This is a genomic window from Salinicola peritrichatus, from assembly GCF_003206715.1.
Lineage (GTDB): Bacteria > Pseudomonadota > Gammaproteobacteria > Pseudomonadales > Halomonadaceae > Salinicola > Salinicola peritrichatus.
In genome coordinates, this window is the sequence record NZ_PZJU01000066.1 from 22,760 (window position 1) to 36,525 (window position 13,766).

General features: G+C 62.6%; 15 protein-coding genes and 1 riboswitch. Of the genes, 3 read left to right on the plus strand and 12 right to left on the minus strand.

Going from position 1 to position 13,766, the window contains the following annotated elements:
• The 6 genes from DOM57_RS19510 to DOM57_RS19535 form a co-directional block, all read right to left on the minus strand.
• The gene (locus DOM57_RS19510; RefSeq protein ID WP_110650882.1) at positions 1–750 is read right to left on the minus strand and encodes an urea amidolyase associated protein UAAP1; all 750 of its coding nucleotides are present in this window, start codon (positions 748–750) and stop codon (positions 1–3) included.
• On the minus strand, positions 747–1,562 hold the full coding sequence (locus DOM57_RS19515) for an ABC transporter ATP-binding protein (RefSeq protein WP_110650884.1): 816 nt from the start codon (positions 1,560–1,562) through the stop codon (positions 747–749). Before DOM57_RS19515 ends, DOM57_RS19510 begins: the two co-directional genes overlap by 4 nt.
• Complete coding sequence (locus tag DOM57_RS19520; protein WP_110650886.1) at positions 1,559–2,386, minus strand: ABC transporter permease; 828 nt, start codon at positions 2,384–2,386, stop codon at positions 1,559–1,561. Before DOM57_RS19520 ends, DOM57_RS19515 begins: the two co-directional genes overlap by 4 nt.
• 75 nt (positions 2,387–2,461) lie before the next feature.
• A complete protein-coding gene (locus DOM57_RS19525) occupies positions 2,462–3,511 on the minus strand; it encodes a putative urea ABC transporter substrate-binding protein (protein WP_110650888.1) in 1,050 nt (349 codons plus the stop codon).
• 57 nt (positions 3,512–3,568) lie between these two features.
• A riboswitch (guanidine-I (ykkC/yxkD leader) is annotated at positions 3,569–3,704 on the minus strand.
• Between the two features lie 217 nt (positions 3,705–3,921).
• On the minus strand, positions 3,922–4,251 hold the full coding sequence (locus DOM57_RS19530) for a DMT family transporter (RefSeq protein WP_110650890.1): 330 nt from the start codon (positions 4,249–4,251) through the stop codon (positions 3,922–3,924).
• Positions 4,251–4,568 (minus strand): DMT family transporter, encoded by a 318-nt coding sequence (locus DOM57_RS19535; protein WP_110650891.1) that lies wholly within the window; start codon positions 4,566–4,568, stop codon positions 4,251–4,253. The genes DOM57_RS19530 and DOM57_RS19535 overlap by 1 nt, the downstream gene beginning before the upstream one ends.
• Before the next feature lie 95 nt (positions 4,569–4,663).
• On the opposite strand from DOM57_RS19535, the gene DOM57_RS19540 reads away from it, so the two are divergent.
• Positions 4,664–5,269 carry a TetR/AcrR family transcriptional regulator gene (locus DOM57_RS19540; RefSeq protein WP_162619607.1) on the plus strand — a complete coding sequence of 202 codons (606 nt, stop codon included), beginning with the start codon at positions 4,664–4,666 and terminating at the stop codon, positions 5,267–5,269.
• A gap of 340 nt (positions 5,270–5,609) precedes the next feature.
• Here the strand turns inward: DOM57_RS19540 and DOM57_RS19550 are convergent, their stop codons facing one another.
• The 6 genes from DOM57_RS19550 to xseB form a co-directional block, all read right to left on the minus strand.
• Positions 5,610–5,897 (minus strand): CopG family ribbon-helix-helix protein, encoded by a 288-nt coding sequence (locus DOM57_RS19550; protein WP_110650895.1) that lies wholly within the window; start codon positions 5,895–5,897, stop codon positions 5,610–5,612.
• A gap of 122 nt (positions 5,898–6,019) precedes the next feature.
• Positions 6,020–6,610, minus strand: coding sequence for a class I SAM-dependent methyltransferase (locus DOM57_RS19555; RefSeq protein WP_110650897.1), 591 nt, complete (start codon positions 6,608–6,610; stop codon positions 6,020–6,022).
• A gap of 109 nt (positions 6,611–6,719) precedes the next feature.
• Positions 6,720–7,493: a co-chaperone DjlA gene (djlA, locus tag DOM57_RS19560; RefSeq protein WP_110650899.1), complete on the minus strand. Its 774-nt coding sequence runs from the start codon at positions 7,491–7,493 to the stop codon at positions 6,720–6,722.
• 10 nt (positions 7,494–7,503) lie between these two features.
• Positions 7,504–9,489, minus strand: a complete 1,986-nt coding sequence (locus tag DOM57_RS19565) for a 1-deoxy-D-xylulose-5-phosphate synthase (protein WP_204353048.1) — start codon at positions 9,487–9,489, stop codon at positions 7,504–7,506.
• Between the two features lie 17 nt (positions 9,490–9,506).
• On the minus strand, positions 9,507–10,397 hold the full coding sequence (gene ispA / locus DOM57_RS19570) for a (2E,6E)-farnesyl diphosphate synthase (protein ID WP_110650903.1): 891 nt from the start codon (positions 10,395–10,397) through the stop codon (positions 9,507–9,509).
• Positions 10,387–10,701, minus strand: a complete 315-nt coding sequence (gene xseB / locus DOM57_RS19575) for an exodeoxyribonuclease VII small subunit (RefSeq protein ID WP_110650905.1) — start codon at positions 10,699–10,701, stop codon at positions 10,387–10,389. The genes ispA and xseB overlap by 11 nt, the downstream gene beginning before the upstream one ends.
• Positions 10,702–11,080: 379 nt before the next feature.
• On the opposite strand from xseB, the gene DOM57_RS19580 reads away from it, so the two are divergent.
• Together DOM57_RS19580 and serA are read left to right on the plus strand one after the other, a co-directional pair.
• Complete coding sequence (locus tag DOM57_RS19580; protein ID WP_110650907.1) at positions 11,081–12,247, plus strand: zinc-dependent alcohol dehydrogenase; 1,167 nt, start codon at positions 11,081–11,083, stop codon at positions 12,245–12,247.
• Positions 12,248–12,514: 267 nt separating this feature from the next.
• A complete protein-coding gene (gene serA / locus DOM57_RS19585; RefSeq protein ID WP_110650909.1) occupies positions 12,515–13,765 on the plus strand; it encodes a phosphoglycerate dehydrogenase in 1,251 nt (416 codons plus the stop codon).
• Position 13,766: the final 1 nt, after the last annotated feature.

Here is a 13,766-nt window from a genome sequence, read left to right on the forward strand (position 1 = left end):
TCAGGCTCCCTGCAGGCCGAGATGGTAGAGACGGTTGTTGGCGAAACCGCGGGCATTTTCCGGACAGGCGCGATAGCAGACATCATCCTCGCCGGGCGCGGGCGCCACGCCGAGGGCGATGTCGACGCCGCGATGCGGGTAGGCTTCGCTCGGAACCAGCGGATGGGGGCAAGTGTGCAACAGCACTAGTGTGTCCATCTCGAAACGCAGCGTTACGCGCTGTCCCGGCTGGCAGTGACCCGACACGTAACGCAGTTGCCCCGCATCGTCACTTTCCACCTTGCTGAAGAGATTGAGGTTGGCAGCCATGTCGCGCCGCCCCAGTCCATACTTCGCCAGCTCGATCAGAAAACTGTCGTGGCCAGTCTGGGGCCGCTCATTGAGCGCCTGCTGAAAGCTCACCGGTTGCCAGCCCTTGGCGATCATATGCGCACGGTTGAGGTTGCCGCCGACGCTATCGTGCCAACCTAGATCGTCCTCGATGATCGAGGCGAAGATTCGCCCCATATCGGAGTAGAGGCAGTTCCCTCGAGTCAGCTTGAAGGTATGCTGGCACTTGAGAGTATCCGGCAGATTCAGCCGCTCGAGCAGATTCTCCGGGTTGTAGCAGAGCAGCCCGACGTTGGTATCGGCTTCGCGTGCAGTCAAAGAAAGCGTGGTCCCGCGGCGCAGGCGCAGTGACCAGTGCTGACCGCCGGGAAGATGAGTGCTGTAGTACGCGTCGTCCCGAGGTCGCAGAGGATTTGTCATAACGGCGTCTCCTGGTGTGTCTGTGTCCGTCGTTCGCTCATCGCATCGACGGTCCTGGCCAGGTCTTCCGGTGGGCGCCGGTTCTCGCCGATGGCCAGGTCGTAGGTGATGGTAGCGCCATAGGCCTCGGGGGCCTGTGGATCATGGCGGATCTTGTCGAAGACCCATAGCCGCGTGCCAAGGGCGAAGGCTTCCTTGACGTCGTGAGTGATCATGAAGATGGTCAGTTGCTGCTCCCGCCAAAGTCGGGTGATCAGCACATGCATGTCCTGACGGATGCCCGGATCGAGGGCCCCGAAAGGCTCGTCGAGCAGCAGGATTCTAGGCTGCATCATTAGGGCCTGGGCAATGGCCAGGCGCTGCTGCATGCCGCCGGAAAGCTCGTGGGGATATTTGTGCAGAGCGTGAGTGAGTCCGACTTCTTCGATACGCGCTGTCGCGGCCTCGGCGGCACGACGGCGTGCGCTGCCGAACAACTTGCCAAGCCAGCGTGAGCCGGCCAGCTCCTCGGCCATCATCACGTTGCCAAGCACGGTCAAGTGCGGGAAGACCGAATACTTTTGGAACACTACGCCGCGATCCGGCCCCGGCTCGTCCGGTAGCGGCCGTCCATCCAGCGTCAGTTCGCCGCGCGAGATCCGCTCCGTGCCCAGCAGCAGCTTGAGAAAGGTCGTCTTGCCGCATCCGGAAGCACCGACCAGAGTGATGAACTCCCCGGCCTCGACGCGGAAGTCGATGCGCTCCAGCACCACCTGATTGCCGTAGCGCTTCTCCACGCGACGAGCCTCAAGCAAGTTCTTGGGATGACTCATTCCCGATCTCCCGCTTCAGCGTGGTACCAGGGGAAGGAGCGTCGCGAAATCAGGGCCAGAACCCGGTCGATCACGAAGGCCAACAACGTGATCCAGGCCACATAGGGCAGGATCACATCCATGGAGAGATAGCGGCGCACCAGAAAGATGCGGTAGCCCAGGCCGTCTTGGGCGGCGATCGCCTCGGCGGCGATCAGGAACAACCAAGCACTGCCCAGCGCCAGACGAGTCGAGTCGATCAGCCGCGTGGTGAGCTGCGGCAACAGCACCCGGGTCAGCGCCTGCCAGGAACTCGCCCCCAGGGTCTGCGCCTTGATCAACTGCTCGTCAGGCAGGCGCAGAGCGTAGTTTTGCAAGTCGCGGATCAGAAATGGCGCCACGCCGATGACGATGAGCGCGACCTTGGCCATCTCGCCGGTGCCGAAAGCGATGAACAGAATCGGCAGAATGGCCATGGGTGGAATCAGCGAAACTACCGTGACCAGCGGCGAGAGTTTGGCTCGAACCAGCGGCAGCCCACCGGTGAATAGACCGACAATCAGACCAATCAGGGCGCTGATGGCAATACCCAGACCCAAGCGTTCGAGACTGGCGAAGGTGTCGTCCCACAGGGGAATGGTGCCGGTGCGCACGCTGGCTTCGGTCGCCAACTGGCTGAAGGTGTCGGCCATGGTTGCGGGCGAGGGCAGTAGGCGGTCATCGGGGTTTTCCGCGAGACGAGCGTTGGACAGGGCCAGATAGACCATCGCCACCAGTGCGAAAGGTACCAGACCCAGCAGCCAGCGGCTGCCGCGGGACGGGGTGTAGTTGATGAGTCGCTTCATGGTCGGTATCCGTCGGTTGATTGGCGTGCGTGCGCGGCGCTGCCCGACTCCGGGCAGACCGCGACGAGTCGACGGTTATTGTTGGGCGATGTAGTCCTCGGTGTAGGTCGGGTCGAAGCGCAGCTTGACGTTGCCTTCGTCGCCGAACGTGCCGGCCGGCGTCTGGATGCCGATGTAACCGGGGTTGGGCGCCATGTCGCCGAGCAGGCCGTGCTCGAAACTGAACTCGGCGACGTGCTGCATGGTGTCGAGCAGGTCCTGGCCGTGCATCAGCGAGGCGGCCTGGGTGGGGTCGGTGTAGAGGTGGGTGTCGGCCAGTTGTGCCTTGTAGCCGGCGAGGTCGGTGCCCGCGGCCTCGGCCATCTGCGTCAATGCGGCCTCGTCGCCGGCGGCGACCTTGTCCATGACCTCGTACCAGGCGCCGACCAGGGCGCGGCCGAGATCTGGGTTGGCCTTCAGGGTGTCGGTATTGACCACCATCATGTCGAGGATCTCGCGCGGCAATTGCTTCGAGGTGAACACCACATGGCTGTCGGGCAGGTCCTCGATGGCACCGAGCTGGGGATTCCAGGTAACGACGGCTTCGACGTCGTCGTTGGGGTAGATCGCGACCATGTCGGCATCCGAGGTATTGACCGTCTCGATGTCGCGTTCGGTGAGGCCGACCGTCTCCAGGGCCCGTGCCAGGAAGTAATGCGAGACGCTGAACTGCACCAGGTTGACCCGGCGGCCTTCGATGTCGGCGAGATCGTCGCTGCCCTTGAGCACGATGCCGTCGTTGCCGTCGGAATAGTCGTTGATGATCAGCGCTGTGGAGTCGACGCCGCTGGCGGCGGGCAGGGTCAGGGCATCCATGTTGGTCATCGCGCAGCCGTCGACGTTGCCGGCGGTGTACTGGTTGATCGACTCGATGTAGTCGTTGACCTGCACCAGATCGATATCGATACCGTACTTGTCGGCCCACTTGTCGACGATGCCTTGGGTGTCGGCATAGCTCCAGGGCATCCAGCCGGCGTAGATGGACCAGCAGACGCTGAAGTGATCGCGGGACTGGGCAAACGCGGGTGCGGTGGTCGCCAGCAGCGTGGCGGAGAGAACGGCAGTCAGAATACGGCTTGGGCGCATGATTGGCCTCCAATGGGTTGACTAAGCGGTCGGGGGCATCGGTGCGTACGCACCTTATCCTCCCGGGCTTTTGTCCCGCCGTGTAACCTTCGCCGTTGGCCTCATAGGGCCAGTCGCCGCGGGTCGACAGCTCTCGGACCAGGCACTACATCGGGGCAATGATGATGCAGCCGGAACCCTAGCTATCCATTGAAGACCGAATTGTTTGGCAGACGCGCTGCCGATACCCCTGTCGTTGTTATCACAAGAGTTTATACAAAAATCTTGCCATTATTTAAAAAGTAAATATTTAACAAATACTTACTAAACATCTGGGATTAGTCGAGCTGATTCTTACAACAATTTAAGCTTTGTGCGCACCACACTGGCGCGCAACACTGACCAGCCGCACCAATTCGGCACAACCCTGCTCACCCACTTACTTTCAGCCCCACCACGGCGACGATGATCATGCCGACGAAGGCGAGCCGGAGTGGGCGGCGAGACTCGCCCCAGAGCAACATCCCCATCAGCGTGCTGCCGAGCGTGCCGATGCCGGTGAAGATAGCGTAGGCCACGCCCATGTCAATCGAACGCATGGCGATCGATAAAAACCCCAGCGAGATGCCGAAACCTGCGATGAGGAGTAGCAGGCCGTGTAGGCGCTGGCCCCGATGAAGGCGCTCGAAACCAGCCACGCCGACGATTTCGAAGCAGCCCGAGGCCAGCAGCGCGAGCCAGTGAAGCGTGGTGATATCCATCAGTCGCCCACCTGCTGCAGTCCGATCACGCCGATCAACAGCAGGGCGATGAATGCCAGCACCGGCCAATGGAAGGCGACGCCGAAGAACACCCAGTCGGCAATCGCGGTGCCCGCCGCACCGAGGCCGACGAAAATCGTGTAGACCGTACTGGTCGGCATGTAGCGTACCGCACGGGAAGCGAGCCACAGGCTGGTCACTGCCAGCGTGATCGTCAGCAGCCATCCCGCCAAGGTCTCGGCATGCTTCAGCCCGGTTGCCCATCCGACTTCGGCCAACCCGGCCAGCGGCAGTATGCTCCATTGTGCTCGAATCATGCCCGATTGCCCTCGTTTCGAATGGCTAACTAACGGTCGTTAGTTTATTTTGACCCATCTCACTTGGCAAGCTAGTGCAGACTAGGCGACCACCATTGGAAGAAGACTCCACCTTGAATACCCGTGACCGTCTCAAACACATCGGCCTTTCGCTGTTCGCCCGCCATGGCTATGAAGGCACCAGCCTGAGCCAGATCGCCGATGCCGCCGGCATCAAGAAGCCCTCGATTTACAACCATTTCGAGAGCAAGGCGGCACTGTTCCTCGAACTCGCGAGTGATGCCGAAAACGATATCCTGGCGCTGGTGGAAGCGAGTCTGGCCCAGCATGCGCAAGCACCTTACGCGGAGCGGCTCCGGCATCTGGTCGAGAGTTGCTGCGCCTTCTCTTACCGTGAGCACCAAGGCGTGTTCTACAAGCGCTTCCTGCTGTTCCCACCCCAGGAGTTGAGTGCCCAGGCGGAGGCAATCACCCGTCGCGGCGAGACATTGCTAGACGAGCGGTTGACTCGCTTTTTCGAACAGGGGCGTCAATCCGGCGTGCTGCGCAACGAATTGACGGCCCGCCAGTTCAATGCTGCGCTATACTGCTTGGTGGATGGCCTGCTGTCGGAGACTTTCATGTATGAAAGGGATGAGCTCAACCAACGCTTCGAAGGCGTCTGGTCGGTATTCTGGGCAGGTGTGAAGGCCGGCGGATGACGAGAACATTGGTCCAATCGAAGCACGCCTTGAAGGCCGGAATCTTCTCGTTACTTCGTTTTAGCCTTGAGCAGGCGGCCACTGACGAGCCGTATGCACCACGTTCAGTATGCGTACCTGCTCACCCACAATGTCATAAACAAGCATGTAGCTGGATGATCAGTTCCTGGGTGCCCAAAGCCCGGCCAGGTCGGCCACTATTGGGATAATCTATCAACAGTGAGGCTTTCTGAGAGAACAGCTCGTCAAGCATCAAGGCCGCCAGCGCGGTTTTCTGGCTCTAGGTAATCGTAAACGTCGTCACGATCCTGTATCGCCTCTGGCGTCCAGACCAGCTCCATTATTTAGTCTTCGCCAGGCGGGTACGGGTAGCCGCACGGCGGGCCGCAAACCTGGCTTCAACCTCTGCAGCAGGCACAAGTTTGCCAGCTTCCGCAGAGGCTCGTGATTGTTCCACCTTGGCGGTCAACCAGGCGTCATAATCCTGCGCCTCCTGCTGCTGCGCCACATAGTCGCGCATAAAGTCTCGCAGAAGCTGTGCCCCGGTACGGTCGTGAGCCTTCGCCACACTGGCAAATTCTGCTTTCAGGGCTTCATCGACCCGAAAGGTGAAGGTAGCATCGCTCATGGCACCATCCTAATGTGTTACATAGTAATCACAGGATAGCACAATAGTGACCACAGCCTCTTGCCCACCGTGAAAAAGGTACACTAGCGGTACGCACAACATTGGCAGTTTTCGTATAAAGCCTATGGCTTGCGCCAGGCCTGGTAGCAGTGCTGATTGCGCTCAAGCGCCACTAGCGAGTGCGTCCTCAGGCCGGGAATATCGGCGACCTCAAGCTTACCGAATGCAGCAATGGAGGATGGCGGATAGGCGTTGCGCGGCGGCACATCGTTCCAGCCGAGCAGCAATAGTCCACTCGGCCTGAGACAGTTCACCGCCCCCGAGAACGCCAACTCGATCGCATTCGGCTCATCGAGGCCCCACCCCAGCACGCCGTTGCAGACCACCGCATCCAGACTCCCGGACGCGATGTGTTCGGCGATATGGGCCATGTCGGCGACAATGTGCCGCTCGCCACCGAAGACCGCCTTGGCGGGGTCGATCTCCATGGTGATGACATCGGTGGCAGGCAACAGTTGCGGATAGTGGCGGGTGTACCAGGCGCAGCCGACCAGCAGGACCGTCCCGACGGCGGGATCGCGGTCCAGCGCCGGCAATACCACGTTCTCGAGCAGGCGACGATCACCGTAACGGTAACGCAGCATCAGCCCGGTTTTATCCATGGCCCCCAAGAGTCGGGCGGTCGTGCGATAGAGCTCGGCTTTCCCGGGCATGCATGACGTCCTTGTCGGCTACGATGTTTCGCGTCGAACCGCGTTACGGCTATCTACCGTGTTACGACTATCTAAGCCTGCCCGCGGCCGACACGCAACGTGGGCGGGGTCAGGCACGGTTCTCGCGCGTCTTCTTGATCAGATCGTAGGCGTTGCTGATCTCGCTGGTGCGCTCCTTGGCCATCTCGCGCATGCTTTCCGGCAACCCCTTGCCAGCCAGCTTGTCGGGGTGGTTTTCACTCATCAACTTGCGATAGGCGCGCTTGAGTTCGGCATCGGAGGCATCTTCGGATATGCCGAGCACACGATAGGCGTCCTCCAGCGATTGGCCGCTGGAAGCCCCGCCTCCCGCCTGATGGGCACCGCCACGCAGCATCGCTTCGATCTGCTGGATTTCGGCCTCGGAGAAACCCAGCCCCCGCGCCACGCGCAGCAGCATTTCATGTTCCGCCGGGTGCATCTGGCCATCGGCGGCGATCGCCGACAGCTGTACCTGCAGGAACACCTGCAGCAATGCCCGTTGGCCGCCGGTAATGCGACGAATCGTGGCCAGCTCGGCGTCGAGATCGAACTCCGGCGACTTGCCACGGTTGAAGGCCGCCTTGGCCCGCTCGCGCTGTTCGCCATTGAGGCGCAGGCGATCGAACAGCATCTCGGCGGCCCGGATCTCGTCCCGGGTAATGTGGCCGTCCACCTTGCACACACAACCCATCACCGCGAAGGTGGATTCGAGAAACTGGTGCTGGATATTGACCACGCGCCCCACTATCGAGCTGCGCAGCTTTCGGCTGACCCACCAGCCGATGGCGGCACCGATCAGAAGGCCCGGCAACTTGCCGGCCATATAGCCGATGATGGCGCCGATCAGAATGGCAATTGACATGGAGATCCTATCAGTCGTTGTTGGTGTTCAGGCGACGACGGATGGCCGCTTCGATGCCGTCGGCATCCAGGCCGCAATCGCGCAGCAGCTCGGCCGGCTTGCCATGCTCGACGAAGGCATCGGGGATACCGAGGTTGAGCACCGCCACCTGGATGCCTTCCGCCGCCAGTAACTCGTTGACGCCGCTGCCGGCACCGCCGGCGACCACGTTCTCCTCCAGCGTCACCAGCAAGTCGTGGTCATGGGCAGCGGCCATGATCGTCTCACGATCGAGCGGCTTCACCGAGCGCATGTTGATATGCGTCGCATCGAGACGTTCGGCGACCTCGGCCGCCGGTGTATTGAGGCTGCCGAAGGCCAGCAGCGCCACGCCCTTGCCACGGCGTCTCGGCTCGGCCTCGCCGATCGCCACCCGTGCCTCCAGGTCGCTCGGGATCTCGCTGCCCGGCCCGGTGCCACGCGGATAGCGCACCGCCGCCGGCCCTTGGTGATGGTAGGCGGTGGTCAACATGGCTCGGCACTCGGCCTCGTCCGCCGGCGCCAGTATCACCATGCCCGGCACGCAGCGCAGGTACGACAGATCCAGCGCGCCGTGGTGGGTCGGGCCGTCTTCTCCGACCAGACCGGCGCGATCGATGGCAAAGGTCACGTCGAGATGTTGCACCGCGACGTCATGAATCAACTGATCGTAGCCGCGCTGCAGGAAGGTCGAATAGATCGCCACCACCGGCTTCATCGCCTCGCAGGCCATGCCGGCGGCCAGCGTCACCGCATGCTGCTCGGCGATTGCGACGTCGTAGTAGCGGCCGGGATACGTCTGTGAGAAACGAATCAGGTCCGAGCCTTCACGCATCGCCGGCGTGATACCGATCAGGCGCGGATCCGCCGCCGCCATGTCGCACAGCCAATCGCCGAAGACGTTGCAATACTTGCGCGGCTTCGGGCGCAAGGAATCATCGCTGCGCGGCTTCGGGCGCAATGAATCACCAGGTTTGGGCTTCGGGCGCAATGAAGAGTCCGGCGGCGTGGTGGCATCGACCCTGGGCGGCGTCGGTGGCGCCTTTTCCAGCTTGGTGATGGCATGAAAGCCGATCGGGTCGGACTCCGCCGGACGAAAGCCACGCCCCTTGCGGGTACGCACGTGCAGGAACTGCGGCCCTTGCTGATCGCGCAGCGCTTCCAGCGCCTGATTGAGCGCGGCCAGGTCGTGGCCGTCGATCGGCCCGATGTAGTTGAACCCCATCTCCTCGAACAGCGTCGCCGGGCTGATCATGCCCTTGACGTGCTCCTCGGTACGCCGCGCGAACTCCAGCGCCCCGGGCAGATGCGACAATACCCGCTTGCTGTTCTCGCGCATCGCCGCGTAGGGCTTGCTGGTGAGAATGCGGGTCAGATAGCTGGCCATGCCGCCGACGTTTTCCGAGATCGACATCTCGTTGTCGTTGAGCACCACCAGCAGGTTGGCATCGACGTGGCCGGCGTGGGCCAGCGCCTCGAAGGCCATGCCGGCGGTCAGCGCGCCGTCGCCGATCACCGCGCACACGCGGCGTTTTTCGCCCTTGGTACGCGCGCTGAGCGCCATGCCCAGCGCCGCCGAGATCGAGGTGCTCGAATGGCCGACACCGAAGGTATCGAACGGCGACTCCTCGCGGCGCGGGAAGGCCGCCAGCCCGCCGTACTGGCGGATGCTCTTCAATGCTTCACGGCGGCCGGTGAGGATCTTGTGCGGATAGGCCTGGTGACCGACGTCCCATACCAGCCGGTCATACGGCGTGTCGAGCGCGCGGTGCAATGCCACGGTCAACTCGACCACGCCGAGACCGGCACCGAAGTGACCGCCGCTGACGCCAACGCTGTAGAGCAGGTAGGCGCGCAGTTCGTCGGCGACCTGACGCAGTTGCGAAAGCGTCATCTCGTGCAGCCCGGCCGGCGTGTCGAGCGTGTCGAGCAGCGGCGTCGGCGGGCGCTGAGTGGGAATCTCGTCGAACAGCTTCATAGACATGTCGTTACCGGTCAGTGATCGCGATCGATCATAAAGCGGGCCAGGATCGCCAGCGGTTCACCGCTCGCGCCCAGCGGTACCAGCGCCTCGAGGGCTTCCTCGAGCAGTTCCCGGGCGCGCTCGCGGGCCCGCTCGAGGCCCAGCAGCGCGGGATAGGTGGGTTTGTCGCGTTGCGCATCGGCGCCGGAGGTCTTGCCCAGCGTCCGGGTATCGCCGGTGACGTCGAGCACGTCGTCGTGAATCTGGAATGCCAGGCCGATCGCGGCGGCATAGCGATCGAGCGCCGCGACGCGAGGATCGCTCTCGTCCACCGCGACCAAGGCGCCCAGGCGCACGGCGGCACGGATCAGCGCCCCGGTCTTGTGTTGATGCATCGCCTGCAGCGAGGCCAGATCCAGCGGCGTGCCGACGGCACTCAGGTCGATCGCCTGCCCGGCGGCCATGCCGTCCCGTCCGGCAGCCCGGGCCAGAATCGTGACCAGAGCGGCCAGGCGCGGATGCGGGCGCGAGGCGAGCACTTCGAAGGCCAGGGTCTGCAGCGCATCGCCGGCAAGGATCGCCAGGGGTTCGTCGAAGGCGCGATGCACGGTCGGTCGGCCACGGCGCAAGTCGTCGTCGTCCATCGCCGGCAGGTCGTCGTGCACCAGCGAGTAGGCATGGATCAGCTCCAGCGCCGCCGCCGGCGCATCGAGCGCTTCGTCATCGGCGCCCAAAGCGCGTCCGGCGAGATAGACCATGACCGGGCGCAATCGCTTGCCCGTGCCCAGCACGCTGTAGCGCATGGCGTCGTCGAGCGGCGCGGAAACCCCGTGCTGGCGATTGAGCCATCCCGTCAGCACGTGTTCGCTGCGCGCCCGCGCGGCATCGATCGCCTTCGCCGGATGGCCAGGATCAGCGCTCATGATCCGGCTCTCCGTCGCTCTTGAAATCAGTGCGTCTGATATCATCGGTCCTGAAGCCGTCGGTCTCGAAGGGCACCGATTGCAGACGACCGTCGGCCTGTTCCAGCAGCGCCTGTACCTGGAGTTCGGCGCCATCCAGACGGTTCTGGGCATCGCGCGTCAAGCGGATGCCGCGTTCGAAAGCGGCCAGCGAGGCCTCTAGCGTCAGTTCGCCGGATTCGAGCTGGGCCACCAACTGCTCGAGCTGAGCCAGCGTCGTGGCGAAGTCCTGTGGAACGTCCTGTTCGGCCATCTTGTCAGCCATGGTGCTCCCATCATCGTCGCTCCCGGGACTGGATGGATGACGGGAGCGCTTATCGAGGCGCGGACGGCAACAGCCATCACGCCGGTTTGCAAACGGCCATCAGTATACACCGCCGCCCCCGGGGGTCGTCTGCCCTGGGCGAGGAATCCCTTGAGCTCAGCCAATGTCTCTGGCAAGCCTCCAGGCACAACGGCATGAAAGATTAATCCACAGCAAATTGTCGATTTTTAAGCGAACCTTGTCGCGTTTTTGCGTCGCTTTCATTGGCGTGCCATCCGCACGCTTTCTACCTTGAACGGTAAGGCGTCGACTGGCGGTCGGCATTGCGCTGTGCTGATGCCAGCCGGCAATGGAAGCAGACCTCTCAGGGAGTCGAAACATGAAAGCACTGGTCTATCAGGGTGCCGAAGACGTCCGTGTCGAGAACGTGCCTGAACCCAAGATTCAGCAGGATGACGATATCGTGCTGCGGGTCACCGCCACCGCCATCTGCGGCTCCGACCTTCACCTCTATCGAGGCTCGATGCCGGCCACCGAGCCCGGCGATATCTTCGGACATGAATTCATGGGTATCGTCGAGGAGGCCGGGCCAGCGGTGACTAGCGTGCGCAAGGGAGACCGTGTCGTCGTGCCCTTCGTCATCGCCTGCGGCAGCTGTTTCTTCTGCCAACATGCGCTTTATGCCGCGTGTGAAAAGACCAACCCCGACGCGGGCGGATCGCTCAACAAGAAATCGATTCCGGCACCGGCGGCACTGTTCGGCTTTTCCCACATGTTCGGCGGCATCCCCGGTGGGCAGGCCGAGTACGTTCGCGTGCCCCAGGCGAACACTGGCCCCTACGCCATTCCCGATGGGCTCGATGACGAACAGGTACTGTTCATGTCGGACATTCTGCCCACCGGCTACCAGGCGGTACTCAACGCCGGCGTCAGCCAGGGCTCGAGCGTGGCGATCTTCGGCGCCGGCCCGGTCGGCCTGCTCTCCGCGGCCTGTGCGCGCATGGAAGGCGCCGAGCGAATCATCATGGTCGACAACCAGGCCTACCGGCTCGATTTCGCCAAGCAGGCGTATGGCGTCGAAACCCTCAACTTCGATCAGGTCGACGATGTCGCCGATACACTCATTCAGATGAGCGAGGGACATCGCGGGGTCGATGCCGTGATCGACGCGGTGGGCTACGAGGCCAAGGGCCATGGCGGCCAGTTGCCGGCGATGGACCACTACGAAGTCGAAAGCAGCGATATCGCGCTGCATCAATGCCTGGCAGCGGTACGCCGCGGCGGCAACGTCAGTATTCCCGGCGTCTACGCCGGCGCGGTCGAAGGATTCCTGATCGGTGATTTCTTCGACAAGGGGCTGACCATGAAAGGCGGCCAGACGCACGTCCATCACTATCTGCCGACGCTGCTCGAGGCGATCGAAGCCGGGAAACTCGAACCCCAGGCGATCATCAGCCACCGCATGAAGCTCGATCAGGCAGCCGAAGGCTATCGAATGTTCGACGCCAAGGAAGACGACTGCCGCAAGATCGTGCTGACACCCTGAGCATCGCAACAGCATTCCACCCTTCGTCCCGGCGATCGCCGGGACGTTTCGTATCGTACAGGCAGTTGCACCCGACTCATGCCGCAGCTGCGTCATTTTCATCCTGTCGCATGGCGCATGTGTTACCCTATGCGCCCGCCGGCGGCGGGCCCTGACAAGACATCAGGGCAACGACATTAGGCGATGCCGCTCTCGCCCAGCCGACGGACTTCCACCATCACCGCGACGACGTTCGCGACAAGCCGATGAAGAAAGGTTGATCCTCCAATGGCCAAGACGTCTCTAGACAAGAGCAAGATCAAGTTCCTGCTACTTGAAGGCATTCATCAGTCCGCCGTGGATACGCTGCTGAATGCGGGTTACACCAACATCGAGACGCTCTCCACGTCGCTGAACGAAGAGGATCTGATCGAGAAGATCCGCGACGTGCACTTCATCGGCATCCGTTCGCGCACCCAGCTCACCGAGCGCGTGTTCGCCGCCGCCGAAAGACTGACCGCCGTGGGCTGTTTCTGCATCGGCACCAACCAGGTCGACCTCGACGCCGCGCTGACGCGGGCGATTCCGGTATTCAATGCGCCCTACTCCAATACCCGCTCGGTGGCCGAGCTGGTGCTGGCCGAGACGATCATGCTGCTGCGCGGCATTCCGGAGAAGAACGCCCGTGCCCATCAGGGCGGCTGGCTGAAATCGGCCAAGAATTCCCACGAGGTCCGCGGCAAGACGCTGGGCATCATCGGCTACGGCAGCATCGGTGCCCAGCTCTCGGTGCTCGCCGAATCCCTGGGACTCGACGTGCTCTACTACGATGTCGTCACCAAGCTCGGCATGGGCAACGCCCGCCAGGTCGGCAGCCTCGAGGAACTCCTCGCCCGCGCCGACGTGGTCAGCCTGCACGTCCCCGACCTGCCCTCCACGCGCTGGATGATCGGCGCCGAGCAGATCGCGCTGATGAAGCAGAACGGTATCCTGATCAATGCCTCGCGCGGTTCGGTGGTGGATATCGAAGCTTTGGCCGAAGCACTCAAGAGCGGCAAGCTGCTGGGGGCGGCGATCGATGTCTTCCCGGTGGAGCCGAAGGGCGCGAACGAAGAGTTCACCTCGCCGCTGCGCGGTCTCGACAACGTCATCCTGACCCCGCACATCGGCGGCTCGACACTGGAAGCCCAGGAGAACATCGGCATCGAAGTGGCCGAGAAGCTGGTCACCTACTCCGACAACGGCACCACCATCACCTCGGTCAACTTCCCCGAAGTGGCGTTGCCGTCGCATCCCGACAAGCACCGCCTGCTGCATATCCACGAGAACGTGCCCGGCGTGCTCTCCGAGATCAACCGCGTGCTCTCCGAGAACGGTATCAATATCGCCGGCCAGTTCCTGCAGACCAACGACAAGGTCGGCTATGTGGTCATCGATGTCGACAAGGCCTACGGCCCCCAGGCGCTGGAAGCGCTCAAGCAGGTCGAACACACCCTGCGCCTGCGCGTGCTCTACTCCGAGAGCGACTATCGCGTTTGAA